This window comes from Bradyrhizobium sp. MV1.5, assembly GCF_055807615.1.
In genome coordinates, this window is sequence record NZ_JBVVPL010000036.1 from 1 (window position 1) to 18,492 (window position 18,492).

The following is an 18,492-nucleotide window of genomic DNA, read 5'->3' on the forward strand; positions in this document are numbered from 1 at the left end:
CCCCCCCCCGCCCCCCCCCGCCCCCCCCCCCCCCCCCCCCCCCCCCCCCCCCCCCCCCCCCCCCCCCCCCCCCCCCCGGGACCCTTTCCCGACGGAGGACATCGATGTTCGGCGACTACTCGCTTGGTGACCTTGGCTCCATCTTCGTCATGCAGGGCTTTGCAGGACTGATCCTGTTCTCCGTCTACGTCCTGATGGCGCTGGGTCTTGCGATCATCTTCGGCCAGATGGGCGTCATCAACATGGCCCATGGCGAGTTCATGATCCTTGGGGCCTACGTCACCTGGATGACCTCGAGTTTCTTCCAATCCAATTTGCCGAGCCTGTTCAGCGGCTACTTCTTTCTCGCGATGATCCTGGCCTTTGTCGCATCCGGTGCGCTGGGGATGCTGGTGGAGTGGGTGCTGATACGGCATCTCTACAAGCGCCCGCTCGACACGCTGCTTGCGACTTGGGGCCTCAGCCTGATCCTGCAACAGGCCTATCGCTCCGTGTTCGGCGCGCGCGAGGTCGGCGTCGAGCTGCCGCAATGGATGCTTGGCTCGCTGCACGTGACCGACAGCATCGAAGTGCCGATCAACGGTGTCTTCGTGATGTGCCTCACCCTCCTGATCACCGTCGGCGTCGCCTACGTGATGTACAAATCGCGCTGGGGTCGGCAGGTGCGCGCCGTCGTGCAGAACCGCATCATGGCCGGTGCCGTCGGCATCAACACCGAAAAGGTGGATCGCTACACTTTCGGCCTCGGCTGCGGCATTGCCGGTGTCGCCGGGAGCGCCTTTACGATGATCGGCTCGACCGGGCCGACCTCCGGACAGCTCTACATCGTCGATACGTTCCTGGTGGTCGTGTTCGGCGGCGCGGCAAGCCTGCTCGGCACCATCGCATCGGCCTTCTCGATCTCGCAGACCCAATCCACCCTCGAGTTCTTCATGTCGGGCTCGATGGCCAAGGTACTGACGCTGCTCGCCGTTGTCGGAATCCTGATGCTGCGGCCGCAGGGGCTGTTCGCCCTCAAGGTTCGCAAGTGAGAAACTGGGGCTGATGCAATGACCGACAATCGCTTCTTCAATCGATCGGAGCTCATCGGAATTCTGGTGCTCGCGGTCTTCCTGGTGGTGGTGCTGCCGCTCACGCTCGATGTCTTCAGGCTCAACCTGGTCGCAAAATACCTGACTTACGCTTTCGTCGCGCTGGGGCTGGTGGTCTGCTGGGGTTATGGCGGCATTCTCAGCCTTGGCCAAGGCGTGTTCTTTGGGCTCGGCGGCTACTGCATGGCGATGTTTCTCAAGCTCGAAGCCTCGAGCGTGGAGAACACCAAGATCCAGTCGACCCCCGGCATTCCCGATTTCATGGACTGGAATCAGATCACCGCGCTGCCGCTGTTCTGGAAGCCTTTCAGCAGCCTGACCTTCACGATCGCCGCCATCATTCTCGTCCCCGGCATATTTGCTCTCATCATCGGCACTGCGATGTTCAAGCGCCGTGTCGGCGGCACGTATTTCGCCATCATAACGCAGGCGGTCGCGGCCATCCTGACCATCCTGATCGTGGGCCAGCAGGGCTACACCGGCGGCATCAACGGCATGACCGATTTGCGGACGCTGAAAGGATGGGACATCCGTCCCGACCACGCCAAAATCGTGCTGTATTTCTTCGAGGTCGGGTGCCTGTTTGCCTGCATCATGATCGCGCAATTCGTCCGGCACTCCAAGCTCGGGCGCATCCTGGTCGCGATGCGGGAGAAGGAGGACCGCGTCCGCTTCTCCGGCTACAGCGTCGCCAACTTCAAGATCTTCGCCTTCTGCGTCGCCGCCGTGTTCGCCGCAATCGGCGGCGCCATGTTCGCCCTCAATGTCGGCTTCATGTCGCCGTCCTTCGTCGGCATCGTGCCGTCAATCGAAATGGTGATCTACACGGCGGTTGGCGGCCGCTTGTCGATCCTCGGCGCGGTCTACGGCACGCTGCTGGTCAATTTCGCCAAGACCAGTCTGTCGGAAACCTTTCCCGAATTGTGGCTGTTCGGACTGGGCGGGCTGTTCATCGCCGTCGTGCTGGCCTTTCCCAACGGCCTTGCCGGGATCTGGGGCGATTATGTGCAGCCGCGCATCGACAGCCTGATCTCGTCGCGCAAACCGAAACCCGAAGGCTGGACCGACAGCTCGGTCGCCGACGGCGCCCCGGCCGAGTGAGGAGATCATCATGCTCTTAGGTCATCACGATGCCGATGCCATGCTGGCGGTGAGGAGATAGATCATGCTCGTCGGTCATCAGCCCAAGGAATTCCTGCTCGCCGTCGAAGCGCTGACCGTGTCGTTCGACGGGTTCAAGGCGGTCAACGATCTCTCATTCTATGTGGATGAGAACGAGATCCGCGTCATCATCGGTCCCAACGGCGCCGGCAAGACCACCGTGCTCGACCTGATCTGCGGCAAGACCAAAGCGACCTCCGGTTCGATCCAGTTCCGCGGCAAGGAGCTGACGCGGATGAGAGAGAACGAGATCGTCAAAACCGGGGTCGGTCGCAAATTCCAGAACCCGTCGATTTACGACGATCTCACGGTGTTCGAGAATCTGGAAATCTCCTATCCGCGCGGACGCTCGGTGTTCGGGGCGCTGACCTTCACGCGCGACGCCGCCGTACGCGACCGGGTGCATGAGGTCGCCGAGATGATCTTCCTGAAGGATCGGCTGAACGTGAATGCCGATCTGCTCAGCCACGGCCAGAAGCAATGGCTCGAGATCGGCATGCTGCTGATCCAGGACCCGGACCTGCTAATGCTCGACGAGCCGGTCGCCGGCATGAGCGTGTCCGAGCGCGCCAAGACCGCCGAGCTGCTCAACCGCATCATCAAAAACCGCTCGGTGCTCGTCATCGAGCACGACATGAAGTTCGTCGAGGACATCGCGCACAAGGTCACCGTGCTTCACCAGGGCCAGATCCTGTCGGAAGGGACCATGGAGAAGGTGAAGAACGACCCCAAGGTCGTCGAAGTTTATCTCGGTCACTAAGGAGCGCGACGATGCTGGCTATTTCTGATCTTCACGTCGCCTACGGCCAGAGCGAGGTGCTGCACGGGCTCAACGTCAAGGTCGCGCCCAACGAGATCGTGGCGATCATGGGCCGCAACGGCATGGGCAAGACCACGCTGATGAAATCGCTGATGGGCATCCTGCCGGCGAAGAGCGGCTCGGTGACCATGGACGGTGCCGAGCTCGGCAGCCAGCCGAGCTACGAGCGGGTGGCCAAGGGCCTCGCCTATGTGCCGCAGGGCCGCATGATCTTCTCGACCATGACGGTGAAGGAGAACATCGAGACCGGCCTCGTGGTCTCCGGCGGAACTGAGGTCCCTGGTGACATCTACGAACTGTTTCCGGTGCTGCTGGAGATGAAGGACCGCCGCGGCGGCAATCTCTCCGGCGGCCAGCAGCAACAACTTGCGATCGCGCGCGCGCTGGCGACCAAGCCAAAAGTGCTGCTGCTGGACGAGCCGACCGAAGGAATCCAGCCGTCGATCATCAAGGAGATGGCGCGCACGCTCAAGCGCATCCGCGATGAGAAGGGGCTTTCGATCGTCGTGTCCGAGCAGGTCCTGAGCTTCGCACTCGATATCGCCGACCGCGTGCTGGTGATCGAGAACGGCGAGATCGTCCGCGACGATCCGCGCGACGCCGTCGATGCCGCGCAGGTCTCGAAATATCTGTCCGTCTAACCAACCGTGTAAAAGGGGAGCATCTCGATGCCAGAGACACTGATCAAGGTCGATCTCACCAAATCGGCCTATGAAAATGACATGGTGCATAACCGCTGGCACCCCGACATTCCGATCGTGGCCTGGGTCAATCCAGGCGACGACTTCATCATCGAGACTTATGACTGGACCGGCGGTTTCATCAAGAACAACGATTCCGCCGACGACGTGCGCGACATCGATCTATCGATCGTGCACTTCCTCTCGGGCCCGATCGGCGTCAAGGGCGCCGAGCCCGGCGACCTCCTCGTCGTCGATCTGCTCGACGTCGGTCCGATGAAGGAGAGCATGTGGGGCTTCAACGGCTTCTTCTCCAAGCAGAACGGCGGCGGCTTCCTCACGGATCATTTCCCGCTGGCGCAGAAGTCGATCTGGGACATCAAGGGCCTCTACACCTCGTCGCGGCATATTCCGGGCGTCAATTTCGCCGGCCTGATCCATCCTGGCCTGATCGGCTGTCTGCCCGATCCGAAGATGCTGGATACCTGGAACAAGCGCGAGGCCGAGCTGATCGCGACCAATCCGACCCGCGTGCCCGGCCTCGCCAATCCGCCGTTCGCGCCGACCGCCCATGGCGGCCGCGCCAAGGGCGACGTCAAGGACAAGATCGGCGCCGAAGGCGCGCGGACCGTGCCGCCGCGGGAGCATGGCGGCAATTGCGACATCAAGGACCTTTCGCGCGGCTCGAAGATCTACTTCCCGGTCTACGTACCCGGTGCTGGTCTCTCGATGGGCGATCTGCACTTCAGCCAGGGCGACGGCGAGATCACCTTCTGCGGCGCGATCGAGATGGCGGGCTGGCTGCATTTGAAGGTCGAGGTGATCAAGGACGGCATGGCGAAGTACGGTGTCAAGAATCCGATCTTCAAGCCGTCGCCGATCACGCCGAATTACAAGGACTATCTGATCTTCGAGGGCATTTCGGTCGACGAGGCCGGCAAGCAGCACTATCTCGACGTCACCATCGCCTATCGCCAGGCCTGCCTGAATGCGATCGAATATCTGAAGAAGTTCGGCTACTCCGGTGCCCAGGCCTATTCGATCCTCGGCACGGCACCGGTTCAGGGCCACATCTCCGGCGTGGTCGACGTGCCCAATGCCTGCGCCACGCTATGGCTACCGACGGAGATCTTCGACTTCGACGTGATGCCGTCCTCGGCAGGACCTATCAAGCACATCAAGGGCGATATCCAGATGCCGATCTCACCCGACAAATAATCCCTGCGTGACGGGGTGCGGGACGGTGTATCTGCCGCCCCGCATCCGCCGCGGCAGTTCTCTCACAGACAACAGCGTAGGGATGATGCGATGCCGGTCTATGAATATCTCTGTGACGGTTGCGGTCCGTTCAAGGATATGCGCCCGATGGCCGAATGCGACGATCCGCAGGTCTGCCCACAATGTGAAATCATGGCGCCGCGCGTTATCCTGACCGCCCCGAACTTCTTCTGCATGCCGTCGGAGACCCGCAAGGCTCACGCCGTCAACGAGCGCAGCACGCACGCGCCGCAGACGCTGGCGCAATACAAGGCCTCGCACGGTCCCGGTTGCGGCTGCTGCTCCACGGGAAAAAACTCATCGGACAAGAAAAAGCCGGCGCGGCTGGTGACCAAGACCAGAAGCGGCGCCAAGGGCTTCCCTACCGCGCGGCCCTGGATGATCAGTCACTGATTTACCCGGCTCTCCCAAACAGAAACAGAGTAGAGGAGCAATTCAAATGCTTCACGGTGACATCTCCAGCAGCAACGACACCGTCGGCGTCGCGGTGGTCAACTACAAGATGCCCCGCCTGCACACCAAGGCCGAGGTGCTCGACAACGCCCGCAAGATCGCCGACATGGTGATGGGCATGAAGACCGGCCTTCCCGGCATGGATCTGGTGATTTTCCCGGAATACTCGACCCAGGGCATCATGTACGATTCCAAGGAGATGTATGAGACCGCTTGCGCGGTGCCCGGTGAAGAGACCGCGATTTTTGCGGAAGCCTGCCGCAAGGCCAAGGTGTGGGGCGTATTCTCGCTGACCGGCGAGCGCCACGAGGAGCATCCGAACAAGGCGCCCTACAACACCCTGATCCTGATGAACGACCAGGGTGAGATCGTGCAGAAGTACCGCAAGATCATGCCGTGGGTGCCGATCGAGGGCTGGTATCCCGGCAATTGCACCTATGTCTCCGACGGCCCGAAAGGGATGAAGGTCAGCCTGATCATCTGCGACGACGGCAACTTCCCGGAGATCTGGCGCGACTGCGCCATGAAGGGGGCCGAGTTGATCGTGCGCTGCCAGGGCTACATGTATCCGGCCAAGGAGCAGCAGGTCATGATCTCCAAGGCGATGGCGTGGGCCAACAACGTCTATGTCGCGGTCGCCAACGCCGCCGGCTTCGACGGGGTCTATTCCTATTTCGGTCACTCCGCGATCATCGGTTTCGATGGCCGCACCCTCGGTGAGTGCGGCGAGGAGGACTACGGCATCCAATATGCCCAGCTGTCGAAGCATCTGATCCGCGATGCGCGCCGCAACGGCCAGTCGCAGAACCATCTCTACAAGCTGGTCCATCGCGGCTACACCGGCATGATCAATTCCGGCGAAAGCCCGCGCGGCGTCGCCGCCTGCCCCTATGATTTCTACAAGAACTGGATCGCCGATCCCGAGGGCACAAGGGACATGGTCGAGGCGATGACGCGTGCGACGCCCGGGACCGCCGAATGCCCGATCGACGGCATCCCCAATGAAGCGGCGCCGAGCAACTACTGAGCCATGGCTGCATCGACCACCCGGTCCTGCGCCGGCACGGGCGTCGTGCACAACGCGTGCTGAGGGTCTACCGTTTCTGCCGCGCCGGCTTGCGCGGCGGTCGCGGAGCGGCAGCCGGTGTGGGTGTCCCGCTCATCTTGTTGGCGGCCTCGCTGACGTCGAGCAGTGAGCGACGGATGTCCTCGAGGAAGTTTGCCGATTTCTTTCTCATGGTGTCGGCGAGCTCGTGCAATCCCTGGATCTTTTCGAACAGCTCATCCGCCTTGCCGTCGGCAAAGCCGGGCACGACGCCTTCGATCTTTGTGACCGCCTTGTCGAAGCCCGCGAAGGCGCTGTCGACCTTGGCCATGACGGAATCGATTTCGCCGCCCTTGCTCCTGAGATCGGCGGTGTAGTTCTCGAACGTGCGCAGGCCCTCCTTGATCGCCGGTGCGTTGCTGACGATTGTGCGGTCGACACTATGCAGGGTGTCGACGATAGATTCGGCGTCGCTGAGATCGGCGGTCAGCACGGGGACGCCGTCCGAGTCCAGCGGCACTGGCGGCGCGGAGGGCGCGCCACCGATCAGCGAGACCGCGGCGACGCCGGTGAGACCCTGGAACTCGATGCCCGCGACGGTGTCCTTGCGGATCGGCGCGGTATTGTCGAGCATCACCAGGGCCACGACCTTGCGCGGATTGTCCAGCTTGATCGACAGGATCTGGCCAGCGGGAACACCGTCGAAATTGACCGGCCCGCCGCGCCGCAATCCGCTGGCCGAGCCGCCCTCGAATACCACGCGTAACTGGCTGCGGCTCTGGAGGGTGCGCCATTTCTGCACGCCGAGCACGCCGCCGAACGCCACGGCGATCACCGCCAGCGTCGCCGTTCCGATCACCAGATTGCTCGCGCGTGCCATGCTGGGTGATTTTACGGCCAAACGAGGGAAGTTGGAAGGAGCCCGCTATGCTAAGTACGTAGGGCGGGTTAGTTAGCGAAGCGTAACCCGCCAACGCCTCGTGCGGCCTTGGACCGATTTGGCGGATTACGCTGCGCCAATCCGCCCTGCGCGACATCAATGCCCGGCCGCGCCTTTTGCCGCAGCATTGTTCAGCACGATGAGGGCATCGACGGCGACGCCGGTCCTGGCATTGATCAGGAACGGATTGACGTCAATCGAGGCGATCCGGTCACCGGCATCCGCGATCAGGTTGGACAGACCCACCAGCGCCTTCACCGCGGAGGCCTCGTGCAAGGCCGGCTTGCCGCGATAGCCGCGCAGCTTGATACCCGCCTTGGTGCGACCGATCAGGAGCCGGGCCTCGGCCTCGTCCAGCGGCGCACCGGCGAGCGCCACGTCCTTCATCAGCTCGATGTCGATGCCGCCGGTGCCGAACAGCACGACCGGACCCATCTCGGCATCGAGGGAGGCACCGACCACGAGCTCCAGATCGGCCTTGACGTGTTGCGCGATCAGGATGCCGTCGAGCTTCGGCTTGCCCTTCAGCTTGTTCACGCGCGCGGTGATGTCGGCGAACGCCTTTTTCACCTCGGCCGGGTTGCTGAGATTCAGCACCACGCCGCCGATGTCTGATTTGTGCAGGATCTCGGCGCTGACGACTTTGGCCACGACTGGGAAGCCGATCTGCTTGGCGATCTTCACGGCCTCGGCTGCCGTCTGTGCGATTGCCTCCTTCGAGATCGGGATGCCATAGGCCTTCAGGAGCTTCTTCGAGGCGACCTCGTCGAGTGCGGCGCCGGTTGCCGATTTCAGCGCCTTCTCCAGCACGGCACGCGCGGCAGGCTTCGAGCTCGAGACGACATCAGGCACTTCCTTGCGTAGCTTGGCGTAGTCGAGCAGCGACTTTATCGCGGTCACCGCGCGATCCATGCCTTGCATGACCGCGAGATGTGGCAGCGACTTGCGCAAGGTCTTGGTGAACTCGGTGAAGCCGATCGACATCGCGCTGATATAGATCACCGGCTTGCCGGCCCGGCTCGCCATCTCGTCGACAATGCGCAGATTGCGCTCGCGCAGCTCGTGCGGCGCTTTCGGCAGCTCGGCATCGATGATGACGATGTCGATATCGGGATCGTCGATCATCAGCCCGATCGATTTCATGTAGACGGAAGGATCGACCACCGCGGCAAAGCCAGCGTCGAGCGGATTGCCGACGATCGAACCCGGCCCGAGCATCTTTGCCAGCTCCGAGCCGACATGCGAGCTGAGTGGTGCGAAATTCAGGCCTTCTGCATCGAAGGCATCGATCAGCATGCCGCGCTTGCCGCCAGATAGTGTCACTGCGGCGAGTTGGTCGCCCCTGGGCACAGCGGCATGGACGAAGCATTCGGTGGTCTCGATCAGTTCGTCGAGCCCACCGACCCTGATGACCCCTTCGCGCGTTGCAATGGCGTCGAATGTCTCGATCGAGCCCGCAAGCGCGCCGGTGTGTGCCATCGCCGCCGCGCGGCCACCCTCGGACGCTCCGAGCTTGAGCGCGATCACCGGTTTGCTCGCGGCGCGCGCCGCCTTGCAGGCGTCCCGGAATGCCTTGGTGTTGCGCACGCCTTCGAGGTAGACCACGATCACCTTGATGCTCGGATCCTCGGCGAAATAGCGCATCAGGTCCGGCGTCTCGAGCCCGGCCTCGTTGCCAGTCGTCACCATGTAGCCGACCCCGACGCCGCGATCTTCCAGGGCCTGGCGGATCGCCATGACGATGGCGCCGGATTGTCCGGCAATCGCCACCGCGCCCTGTTCCATGGTGACGATACGGTCATCGATATTGGTGAAGAGCTTCTCGCCCGCGCTCAAATTGCCGAGGCAGTTCGGGCCGGTGACCGCCAATCCCGTCTCGCGCACGGCCGCTTGCAGTTCGGCGGCGAGCTTCTGGCTTTCCTCGTCCTGCAACTCGCTGAAGCCCGAGGTGACGATGGTGGCCGAGCGCGCGCCGGCCGCGGCGGCATCGCGGATCACCTGCACGGCAAAGCGCGCAGGTACCAGCACCAGCACGTGGTCGGGCTTCTCCGGGAGGCTTGTAAAGTCCTTGTAGCAGGGGACACCCCAGATGGTGTCGCGTTTGGCATTGACCGGATAGAGCCCGCCCTCGTAGCCGTATTTGACCAAATTGTTCCAGATGCGCTCGGCATAGTTGCCGGGCTTGTCGGTCGCGCCCACCAGCACGATGTTGCGCGGATGCAGCATGGCGTGGATGCCCTTGACGATGTCGCTGGCATCGGGCGACGGAGACCATGGGCGCGACGAAGCGGAGGCGGCAGATACGCGAGCTTCCATGGTGTGACCTCACCTGTTGTTCTTGTTGGCGGTGTGTCACTCTGTTCTATGGCGAGTCCTTCGGACTGGCAACCACGTGGGCAGGTATGCCGTGCGGTGGAATGAGCGCGCATCGGTGGTGATCGACATCTTGGGATTACTGCTCGCGCCGTCGTTCAGTATCTCAGGATGCCGAGCTTGTAGGCGTAGTGATAGGCCAACTGCTTCGCCAGATAAGGAGCGATGGCGCGCCGGATCTGCATCTGTGTCGGTTCGAAGCCGAGAATGCGTCGCCGCAGGACGCCCATCTCCCTGACGCCGATCGCATAGGTAGATGCCGTCTTTTGTGCGTCATGGATTCGGAAACAGGCGAGAAATCGCGGCAAGCGTGCGAATTTGAATCCTGCGGCTTGCGCTCGAAGGATGAAGTCCCAGTCCATCGCGTAGTGTAAGCTCTCGTCGATCGGCCCGATCCTGTCCCAGACGCGCTTGCGCCAGAACATCGTCTCTTGCGGAATGTAGTCGGCATATCGCAGCGCCCTGCCGTCATGGGGCGGCAGGACGGCGCGGCCCACCTCGAGTCCCTCGCGATCGATGAAGACGCGATGGCCGTAGACGACGTCGACACGCGGATGTGCGATGAAGTAATTTGCGACATAGGCAAGCGTCCCGGGCAGCAGCATGTCGTCGCTGTTGAGATAGGCCATGATCTCGCTCTTGATGCCGGCGAAGCCGAGATTGATGGCGCTGGATTGCCCCTTGTCCGGTTCGCTGCTCCAGCTCAGGCTATCGCCGCGCCTCTTCAGGAGATCGAGCGTGCCGTCGATCGAGGCGCCGTCCTGCACGTGATAATACAGGTCCGGATAGTTCTGGCTGACGATGCTGTCGATCGTGGCGCCGAGATATTGCGCATGGTTGTAGCTCGGAGTGACCATCGCGATTCTGGGCGCGCCCGAATGGATCGCAGGTGCTGGCGGGAAAGCCGTCAGGTTGAGCAGGCGCGGCGGATATTGCTCGAAAGTCCACATTGGCGGGCGGCGCCAGAGGCTCCGAAGCGAGGAGCGTCTTTGTCCGGCGGCGATAAGATCCTGGTTCCTCTCCAGGAGCGCGACGCGGTTTTCGAGCTGTTCGAGACGCTGCCTGAACTCCTCATCCATCACCGTTCTTCTCGCAAATTGCAGCGAAAATGCTCAATGGGCCGTTCTGATAAGTCTCCCGTCGGCGGCGCCGGTTCAGCGGTTCCATCAAGCGGGATTGTCCCTACAGGCCGGGCGGATTCAAGAGGGCGGTGCGGATCGATTGCGAACCGCTATTCATCGGTTCCGATCAGGGTGGCATGCAAGATGTAGCGCTCGGGGCCGGAGGCGACGGCGTCGAACGGCCAGCAGGTCGCGAGCACGAGTTCGGTAGCCCGTGCCGCGGGATCGATGCCCGAGGCATCGAAGCGAACCACAGCGGAGGAATCCGCGCGAAAACGAAAGTGCTTGCCATCACTGCGTGTGACATCGATCAAGTCACCAATGGCGACATTCCGCAGGAAGCGGAAATGAGTGTCGCGGTGCGCTGCATATACGGCAACGCCCCGCTCGCCCGCGTCAGCCGTTTGGCGGATATGGCCGGGACCGAAAGCGAGCGCCTGGCCGCTCGCGCCTTCCAGCACGATCGCGCTGGCGCCGATCCGCCTCACCTCGATCCGTGCGACCGGCCAGGTATCGGCCCAGGACCATGGCCTGACCACCTCGCCGGTCGCAACGCTCCGGTCGAACGCGCGCTCCAGCAGCACCTGCGCGAGCCACGCTTTGGCATGGATGTAGGCGCCGTCGCCGAACAGGATGATGCCGATCAGGGCGAGAGCCAGGGGAGAGATGAGGCGGGGCATTGTACTAATTCCCGTCATTGCGAGGAGCGAAGCGACGAAGCAATCCGGACTGTTTCCGTGGATGAATTTCTGGATTGCTTCGCTTCGCTCGCAATGACGAAGTTGAGAGGGCGTGTTCAAAAAGGCGCGCGCGGCCGTTGGTGTGGGACGGGCAGCCGCGCGCGCTAACAGAGGAGTTCGGGGGGCTCCTCTCTCAAGCGGCGTCAGTGAGCAAGGACTGACGCCGGTTGAACACGAACAGGATCAGGGCGAGCACGACCAGGATCAGGCCTGCGGTCATTTTCAGCTCCGCCGAGGTCGCGGTTTTGGGCAGGCGGATCGCATCCGGTGCAGCGGGCGTCGGCCGTCTCGTGGCCGGCTGGTTGCGTGCATCGGCGTGACGCTCGCGGAGCTGCGCCGGGACCTGCTGTCGTTCGCCAAAGACCTTCGCGAAATCCCAACCGGCCGGCAGGTTGATCGGCAATTCGCTGGGCTTGAGCGGCTCGCCTTCGGGACGGCTCGGCGTCTTGTCGACCGCGACGAGGCTGGTGAGCCGGGTGACGATCTGATGGTCGAGCGCCAGTGCCAGGATTGCCTTGTCGGAATCTTCGGGCGTCATCTCGCGCAGGGTGCGCGCCACTTCGGCATCGGCGATCCTGCGCTTGGCCCAAAGCTTCGATAGGCCTTTGCCTTCCGCCGCATTTTGCAGCGGCAGCGTCACCGACCATGGGCGGTCGCCGACGCGGCCCTTGATCTCGACCGAGCCCGCGAGCGTGTCGAGCTTTGCCGCCAGCACCAGGGGCTCGTCGCGATAGAGGTCGGGAATGATCGTCGGTGTGACGTCGGCCTTGGCTTCGGAGAACTTTGCGCTCAGGCCGGTCACGGCCGGGTTCTCGAGCTTGGCAAACAGGCCGCGCATGCGCTCCTCGACCTGCTCGACGGAGCCGATATGGGTGAAGGCACCGCGGCCGAGCTCGGCGGCGCGCGTCATCAGATAGGTGTTGGGCGCCGACCCGATGCCGACCATGAACACGCGCGAGCGGCCGCGCATCGCCGTGATCGTTTCGAACAATTGCTGCTCGTTGCCGATCGCACCATCGGTCAGAAATACGACCTGGCGAACCATGCTGGCGTCGCCGAGCTTGTCAGTCAGCGCGGCCCGCATCGCCGGCACCATTTCGGTGCCGCCACGCGCCTGCAGCGCGCTGACGAACGAGGTGGCTTCACCGACACGCTCGGCATCCGCCGCCACGGAGGCCGGAAACAGCACGTCCATGGTGTCGTCGAAACGGATGACGTTGAAACGGTCGGTGGGCTGGAGACGGGAGAGCGCGTAGGTGAGGCTCGCCTTGGCCTGAACGATCGACGTGCCGCCCATCGAGCCGGAATTGTCGATCACGAATATCACTTCCCGCGGCCGTGGCTTCTGCGTCGCCTGCTCGGCGGCGGGCGGGGTGACGAAGGCGAGCAGATAATCGGCGTCGCCGACGCGCTCGCGGAACAAACCGACCGACGGCGCCTTCACGGCGGCCGGCTTCCAGGTCAGTTCGAAATCGCGATCGGCAGGCACGGCACCGTCGGCAAGCGTGACGATTCGCGTCGTATTGTCCGGGCTCTCGACCTTGACGGTGTGGTGGGAGCTCTTGACCTCGCCGAGCGCAAAGCCGGCGTTCAGGCGCACCGTGATGCTGGTCGGATTGAGCGGCGCATTCCTGGCGGGATCCAGCACGGGCGGCGAGATGCGGTCGCGGTCCGGCACCGGGTCCGAGTTCGTCGCGCCCCAGCCGGAGCCGTCGTTGCGGAAATCGACGCTCTGGACGATCGGCGCCGGATTGTAGCGCGGCCCGACCACCAGCGGCAGCCGCAGCGAATATTCGTTGCCGGATTGATGCACCGGCTCCTGATATTCGATCTGCACCAGCACGGTTTCGCCTGGGCCGATATTGGCGACAGAGTTGGTGAAGATGTTCGGCCGCTCCTGCTCGGTGAGCGCGGCCTTCTGGCCGGCCCGACGCGCCTCTTCGTAGATCACGCGCGCCTGCTGCCGCTCCTTGATGTCGCCGACGATGACGCGGTTGCCGACCACCATCTTCAGCGAATCGACGGCCCCGCCGGCGGGGAGCGGATAGACATAGGTCGCCTCGACCCAGTCCTTGGTCGGATTGCGGAAGATCTGGGTGACGCGGGCGCGCAGCGTCGGGCCTGATACCGTGATGTCGACGTCGATGCCGAGGCGGATCGCTTCCGTGTAGGCGCCGTCCTCCTTGAGGAGGAGAGACCCGGATTTGGCATCGCCGGGCTGGAGCAGGCTGGCCTGCTCCGTCGTCGCCGACCAGCCCGGCTCCAAGCTCACCAGCAGGGCCACGAAGGCGACCAGCATCACCGCGATGCCCTGCGCCAGAAGGAACAGTCCGACCACGATAAGTCTGCCCAGCCAAGGGTGTTCGTTACTGTCCATCGTGTCGTAGGTATCCATTTGGCCTGCTCCCGAGGTTGTTCGCTGGCCTCGAGCATCCGCCGGGACGGCCCGATTTCGCGAGCAGAATGATCGGCAATGATCCGCCGCGGCCGGCCCGCGTGGGCCGCCGCCGGGTGGCCAAGTGTGGTTTTGTGCTGGTTTGTCCGCCCTGCTAGGATGTCGTCCTGGAGCAGGGCCACGATGCAGACGCAGGACAAATTCACCGACAAGCAGCTGTCGGACGAGCAGAGCCGCGAGATTGCGGAGACCATCCGTGAGGAGCTCGCCAGGCGCCGGATTTCCCGGCAGGCGCTGGCCGAGCAGGCCAAGCTCAGCCTGTCGACGCTGGAGAAGGTGCTCGGCGGTCGACGGCCGTTCACGCTGGCAACCACAGTGCGGCTGGAGCAGGCGCTCGGCGTCTCCCTGCGCAGAAGCGCCGCCGTGGTGACGCCTCCGGCCGCAAACGATGTCGCCCCCGACAGCCTCGGCTCCTATGCGCATCGCGCGGTGACCTGGCTCGAGGACGTCTACATCACGTTGCGACCGTCGTTCGGCGACAAGGACGCGATCTTCGCCTACCGCACCGAGATCGTCTGGGAGCCGAAAGTCTCTTCACTGGTGTTCCGCGAGGGGGAGCGGACTGATGCCGCCTATGAACACACCGGCGAAGTCGCCGTGCCGCATCAGTCCGGCTTCATCTATCTCGTCATCATCAAGCACGGCCAGCATCGCGTGATCACTGTGTCGCGGCCGACGGTCGCCGGCGAGATGTACGGGATCATCTCGACGCTCCGCGCCGGTCCCGGCTCGCAGCTGACGCCGATCGCAGCGCCGATCGCCTATGTGCCGTTCCGAAACTTCGCGAAGCCCTCGCTGGGTCGGGTCGCGCCCGGCGATGCTAACCACGAATTGTACCAAAAGCATCTGCGCCGAACGGTGGAAGAATCGTTCGCGCTGTTTCTGTCGGTATAGTCCGCAAGAAATTATCCGGAACGACGCAGCATGCGTCTATAAGGGGACATGCAGGACGCGCCCGCACTCTACGACGGCGAATCTCCGCTGTTCTCAATCATTATCCCGCTCGAATCTCACCGCGGGCAGTGGGAGATGTCCTGGCTTGGCTGGACGTCGCAGACTGCCGACAAATCGCTCTACGAGATCATTTTGGTCGTGCCGCCGGATTTCACGGCACGCGAGCAGTTGAAGGCGCTGGCCGGCAACAGGGCTCGCCTTGAATTCACCGATTCCGAACACGACATCGGGCTCTGCGCATTCGGCGCGACGAAGGCGCGCGGCAGCTATCTGTTCTTCACTGAATCGCACTGCCGGCCCGAACCCGACGTGATCGAACTCTGCATTCGCGCGATCGATGCTCATCCCGACTGGGCCGGCTTTTCCTGCCGTTCGATCCCGATCTGCCATAACCGGTTATCCGTGGCAGAGGCCGCCATGTACCAGGCCGACATCGAGTTCGGTATGAAGCAGCATCCCTGGCGCAAGGTCCTGGATCAGTGTTTCGTGACGCGGCGCGACGTCTACCGGGAATGCGGCGGCCTGCGCGAGGAGCTCGGTCATTTCGCCGAATGGGTGCTTGCAGCCGCCTATCACGCGAGAGGCCATTCCATCGGCTATCTCGAGGAGGCGCGCTTCCATCACTATTACGTCGGCGAGATCGACGAGCTGAAGCAATTCACGCTCGACTTCGTGCAAGGCGAGATTCGCTATCTGAGCGAGGCCCGCAACGATGCCGGCAGCGAGCTGCTCGACATTCCGGTCGAGTGGAGCTCGCGGAGCGAGGCCGGCGCGTCGCTCGCCCGCAATGCATTGAACGCGCTCCTGCGCTACAGCCTCGCTGGCGGCGGCTGGGGACGGCCTGGCGAGAAATTGCTGGCGTTATGGCGTTGGGCCGTACCGGCGCTGCTCGGCAGTCTCGGCGCGCGCGGCTTCGCGCGGCTGGGGGCATGGTACGCGCGGGCCGTGCTGGTCGTTCTGACGACCGTCGGATCGCGCGATGCGATCGCGCGATGGATGCGGCGATACATCGCCGCGCTGATCCGGCATCAGAGACTCGATTGCATTCATCGTCTCGGGCGATACACGCGGTCTGCCGGCGGCCTTCTTGGCGAGCAGATTATCGCGCAGATCGGCTTCCATGCCGAGGAGATCTCCGTCGGTCATACGTTTCGCTGGAGCGAACCGGAGGCTGCCGTTCGGATCAAGGGAATGCCTGGCCGCACCATCGTCCGCGTTCGAAGCCCCGCGCTTCGCGCGCCGCTGGATACGATCGGCACGCGATTCTATCTCGACGGCACGGCCGTCGCCCCCGAAGCGGTCGCGACCGGCTATGACAGCTACACACTGAGCCTCGATCTGCCGCCGTCAGGCATCGCCACCCTCGCCTGGGCATGCCCCGTGTTCAGGGGCCGCGGCGATTCGCGTCGTCTCGGCCTGCCGATCGCGGCGATCGATGTAGGCCAGGACAGGCTCGCGATTGAATGCGCGGAAACCCCCGCGCTCGCCGAAGAGAATAGCGGCCCTTAAAACCCCTTGGGGTTTCTTCTGGGTTGGAGCAGGCGCATTGAAAGAGAAAGGCGCCAGCGAGAGGGGTGCTTTGATCAGGCGTTGGCGGCTTTGTTGTCGACTTCGGAAGTAACCGAGAATTCCTTGCGCAAGGTCGGCTTGTGGATCTTGCCGGTGGCGTTGCGGGGTAACGCTTCGACGAAGCGGACCTGTCGCGGACATTTGAAGCGCGCGAGATTCGCCGCGCAGTGCGCGAAGACATCGGCCTCGGTCAGCCTTTGCCCCGGCTTGGCCGCGACGATGGCGACGCCGACCTCGCCCCATTGAGGATCGGGAATGCCGATTACGGCGGCTTCCGCGATGGCGTTGAGCTGGTGCAGGACGTTTTCGACCTCGGCCGGATAAACGTTCTCGCCTCCGGAAATGTACATGTCCTTCCAGCGGTCAACGATGTAGTAGAAACCTTCCTCGTCGACGCGTGTCGCGTCGCCCGTGTGCAGCCAGCCGTCGGTGAACGACGTCTTGTTCGCCTCCGGCCTGTTCCAGTAACCGGGCGTGATGTTCGGTCCCTTGACCCAGAGTTCGCCAAGCTCGCCGACATCGGCGTCACTGGCGTCAGGACGCACGATCCGCACTTCCGTGTGCAGCACCGGCTTGCCGGCGGAGCCCGCTTTGCGCGCCGCATCCTCGCGGTCGAGCACCAGCACGGCCGGCGAGGTCTCGGTCATGCCGTAGCCCTGCTGGAGCGCGACGCCGCGCGCCTCCCACACCTTGAGCAGCGGCACCGGCATTGGTGCGCCGCCGACACCGCCGACGATCAGCCGGCCGAGGTCGGTGGTTGCGAAGGCCGGATGCTGGGCCATGAACTGGTAGATCGCGGGCACGCCGAAGAACACGTTGATGCCCTGCGCGGTATCATTGATGAGACCAAGCGCCGTGCCGGGATCGAAGGCGCGCATGATCATCACGGTGCCGCCGGCATGCAGCACCGGATTGGTGTAGCAATTCAGACCGCCGGTGTGGAACAGCGGCAGCACGGTGAGCAGCACCGAGGACGGCCCGATGCAGGCGGGGCCGCCGAGATTGACGCAATTCCAGAAGGTCATGCCATGGGTGATGGTGGCGCCCTTCGGATGACCCGTCGTGCCCGAGGTGTACATGATGGTCGAGACGTCATCGAGGGTGACCTCCTCGATTGTCTCAGGCGGCTTTGCGGCGGCGATCCCGGCCTCATAAGTCCCGCCGGGGCCAAGCAGCAGGCTCGTCTCGATGCCGCAGAGATTTGCGACGGCAAGCGCCGTTTCGGCGAGATCGGTGTCGTGGATCATCACCTTCGGCGCGCAATCTGCGGTGATGAACTGGAGTTCGGGAACGGTGAGGCGGGTGTTCAGCGGCACGAAGATCGCACCTAATCGCCCGCAGGCGAATTGCACCTCCAGCGTATCGGTCGTATTCAGCGCCAGCACGGCGACCCGCTCGCCGCGCGAGACTTCCAGCGTATGGCGCAGAAATGACGCGAGACGCGAGATGCGCGCGTCGAGCTGCGCATAGCTGAAGCGGCGCTCGCTCGCGAGGTCGATCACCGCAATCTTGTTCGGCGTGCGGCGGCCATAGTGGGCGATCCAGTCGTAGTAACGAACGGCCAAGAATTCCTCCTCGGCGGTCTGGTGCCGCCCGCGTCCGTATTGCCATGCACCATGCCCGGCATGGCCCAGGGGCCAGCCGGAGTTTGTGCACCACGCCTTTTTTTGATCCGGAGTTGGCGCGCGAGCGGTCAAAATCGTCTTGCGTTGAGTTGCTAGAGCGGGCGCTGCTCGGAAGCGGCCGCCGGCCAGCCACTCCGCGCAAGTGAGCCGCCAAGGTTCCGGCCATGGTGGACGAGACGAATCCGCC

Annotated in this window: 15 protein-coding genes; 9 read left to right on the top strand and 6 right to left on the bottom strand. The window is 63.4% G+C overall.

Features of this window, described 5'->3' with window-relative positions; translation table 11 throughout:
- Positions 1 to 104: 104 nt before the first annotated feature.
- The 7 genes from urtB (at position 105) to AC0L2J_RS26990 (ending at position 6,510) form a co-directional block, all read left to right on the top strand.
- Positions 105 to 1,031 carry an urea ABC transporter permease subunit UrtB gene (gene urtB / locus AC0L2J_RS26960; RefSeq protein WP_007615924.1) on the top strand — a complete coding sequence of 309 codons (927 nt, stop codon included), beginning with the start codon at positions 105 to 107 and terminating at the stop codon, positions 1,029 to 1,031.
- Positions 1,032 to 1,049: 18 nt separating this feature from the next.
- Positions 1,050 to 2,192, top strand: coding sequence for an urea ABC transporter permease subunit UrtC (urtC, locus tag AC0L2J_RS26965; protein ID WP_007615922.1), 1,143 nt, complete (start codon positions 1,050 to 1,052; stop codon positions 2,190 to 2,192).
- A gap of 64 nt (positions 2,193 to 2,256) precedes the next feature.
- A complete protein-coding gene (gene urtD, locus AC0L2J_RS26970; protein ID WP_007615920.1) occupies positions 2,257 to 3,012 on the top strand; it encodes an urea ABC transporter ATP-binding protein UrtD in 756 nt (251 codons plus the stop codon).
- Positions 3,013 to 3,023: 11 nt separating this feature from the next.
- Positions 3,024 to 3,713: an urea ABC transporter ATP-binding subunit UrtE gene (gene urtE, locus AC0L2J_RS26975; RefSeq protein WP_473395039.1), complete on the top strand. Its 690-nt coding sequence runs from the start codon at positions 3,024 to 3,026 to the stop codon at positions 3,711 to 3,713.
- 27 nt (positions 3,714 to 3,740) lie between these two features.
- Positions 3,741 to 4,970: a formamidase gene (gene fmdA / locus AC0L2J_RS26980; RefSeq protein ID WP_007615916.1), complete on the top strand. Its 1,230-nt coding sequence runs from the start codon at positions 3,741 to 3,743 to the stop codon at positions 4,968 to 4,970.
- A 90-nt stretch (positions 4,971 to 5,060) separates the two neighbouring features.
- Entirely contained in the window at positions 5,061 to 5,423 is a 363-nt protein-coding gene (locus AC0L2J_RS26985; protein WP_473395040.1) for an FmdB family zinc ribbon protein, read from the top strand.
- Between the two features lie 46 nt (positions 5,424 to 5,469).
- Entirely contained in the window at positions 5,470 to 6,510 is a 1,041-nt protein-coding gene (locus AC0L2J_RS26990; RefSeq protein WP_473249886.1) for an aliphatic amidase, read from the top strand.
- A 67-nt stretch (positions 6,511 to 6,577) separates the two neighbouring features.
- Here the strand turns inward: AC0L2J_RS26990 and AC0L2J_RS26995 are convergent, their stop codons facing one another.
- The 5 genes from AC0L2J_RS26995 to AC0L2J_RS27015 all read right to left on the bottom strand — a co-directional run bounded on the left by AC0L2J_RS26995 (position 6,578) and on the right by AC0L2J_RS27015 (position 14,097).
- On the bottom strand, positions 6,578 to 7,408 hold the full coding sequence (locus AC0L2J_RS26995) for an MlaD family protein (protein WP_063996450.1): 831 nt from the start codon (positions 7,406 to 7,408) through the stop codon (positions 6,578 to 6,580).
- Between the two features lie 156 nt (positions 7,409 to 7,564).
- Positions 7,565 to 9,784 carry an acetate--CoA ligase family protein gene (locus tag AC0L2J_RS27000; protein ID WP_473395042.1) on the bottom strand — a complete coding sequence of 740 codons (2,220 nt, stop codon included), beginning with the start codon at positions 9,782 to 9,784 and terminating at the stop codon, positions 7,565 to 7,567.
- Positions 9,785 to 9,939: 155 nt separating this feature from the next.
- Entirely contained in the window at positions 9,940 to 10,920 is a 981-nt protein-coding gene (locus tag AC0L2J_RS27005) for a glycosyltransferase family 2 protein (protein WP_007615907.1), read from the bottom strand.
- Between the two features lie 152 nt (positions 10,921 to 11,072).
- On the bottom strand, positions 11,073 to 11,642 hold the full coding sequence (locus tag AC0L2J_RS27010) for a class GN sortase (protein ID WP_473395043.1): 570 nt from the start codon (positions 11,640 to 11,642) through the stop codon (positions 11,073 to 11,075).
- A gap of 193 nt (positions 11,643 to 11,835) precedes the next feature.
- On the bottom strand, positions 11,836 to 14,097 hold the full coding sequence (locus tag AC0L2J_RS27015; protein WP_473395044.1) for a marine proteobacterial sortase target protein: 2,262 nt from the start codon (positions 14,095 to 14,097) through the stop codon (positions 11,836 to 11,838).
- 183 nt (positions 14,098 to 14,280) lie between these two features.
- Between AC0L2J_RS27015 and AC0L2J_RS27020 the strand changes: the two genes are divergently transcribed.
- Complete coding sequence (locus AC0L2J_RS27020) at positions 14,281 to 15,051, top strand: helix-turn-helix transcriptional regulator (RefSeq protein WP_473249891.1); 771 nt, start codon at positions 14,281 to 14,283, stop codon at positions 15,049 to 15,051.
- 48 nt (positions 15,052 to 15,099) lie between these two features.
- Complete coding sequence (locus tag AC0L2J_RS27025) at positions 15,100 to 16,620, top strand: glycosyltransferase family 2 protein (protein ID WP_473395045.1); 1,521 nt, start codon at positions 15,100 to 15,102, stop codon at positions 16,618 to 16,620.
- 74 nt (positions 16,621 to 16,694) lie between these two features.
- Here AC0L2J_RS27025 and AC0L2J_RS27030 read toward each other — a convergent pair whose 3' ends face one another.
- Positions 16,695 to 18,245, bottom strand: a complete 1,551-nt coding sequence (locus AC0L2J_RS27030; RefSeq protein ID WP_473395046.1) for an acyl-CoA synthetase — start codon at positions 18,243 to 18,245, stop codon at positions 16,695 to 16,697.
- Positions 18,246 to 18,492: the final 247 nt, after the last annotated feature.

What these genes read in the sequence shown, in the direction of transcription:
- urtB (WP_007615924.1), top strand. Translation starts at nt 105, where the DNA reads ATGTTCGGCGACTACTCGCTTGGTGACCTTGGCTCCATCTTCGTCATG.
- urtC (WP_007615922.1), top strand. Translation starts at nt 1,050, where the DNA reads ATGACCGACAATCGCTTCTTCAATCGATCGGAGCTCATCGGAATTCTG.
- urtD (WP_007615920.1), top strand. Translation starts at nt 2,257, where the DNA reads ATGCTCGTCGGTCATCAGCCCAAGGAATTCCTGCTCGCCGTCGAAGCG.
- urtE (WP_473395039.1), top strand. Translation starts at nt 3,024, where the DNA reads ATGCTGGCTATTTCTGATCTTCACGTCGCCTACGGCCAGAGCGAGGTG.
- fmdA (WP_007615916.1), top strand. Translation starts at nt 3,741, where the DNA reads ATGCCAGAGACACTGATCAAGGTCGATCTCACCAAATCGGCCTATGAA.
- AC0L2J_RS26985 (WP_473395040.1), top strand. Translation starts at nt 5,061, where the DNA reads ATGCCGGTCTATGAATATCTCTGTGACGGTTGCGGTCCGTTCAAGGAT.
- AC0L2J_RS26990 (WP_473249886.1), top strand. Translation starts at nt 5,470, where the DNA reads ATGCTTCACGGTGACATCTCCAGCAGCAACGACACCGTCGGCGTCGCG.
- AC0L2J_RS26995 (WP_063996450.1), bottom strand. Translation starts at nt 7,408, where the DNA reads ATGGCACGCGCGAGCAATCTGGTGATCGGAACGGCGACGCTGGCGGTG.
- AC0L2J_RS27000 (WP_473395042.1), bottom strand. Translation starts at nt 9,784, where the DNA reads ATGGAAGCTCGCGTATCTGCCGCCTCCGCTTCGTCGCGCCCATGGTCT.
- AC0L2J_RS27005 (WP_007615907.1), bottom strand. Translation starts at nt 10,920, where the DNA reads ATGGATGAGGAGTTCAGGCAGCGTCTCGAACAGCTCGAAAACCGCGTC.
- AC0L2J_RS27010 (WP_473395043.1), bottom strand. Translation starts at nt 11,642, where the DNA reads ATGCCCCGCCTCATCTCTCCCCTGGCTCTCGCCCTGATCGGCATCATC.
- AC0L2J_RS27015 (WP_473395044.1), bottom strand. Translation starts at nt 14,097, where the DNA reads ATGGATACCTACGACACGATGGACAGTAACGAACACCCTTGGCTGGGC.
- AC0L2J_RS27020 (WP_473249891.1), top strand. Translation starts at nt 14,281, where the DNA reads ATGCAGACGCAGGACAAATTCACCGACAAGCAGCTGTCGGACGAGCAG.
- AC0L2J_RS27025 (WP_473395045.1), top strand. Translation starts at nt 15,100, where the DNA reads ATGCAGGACGCGCCCGCACTCTACGACGGCGAATCTCCGCTGTTCTCA.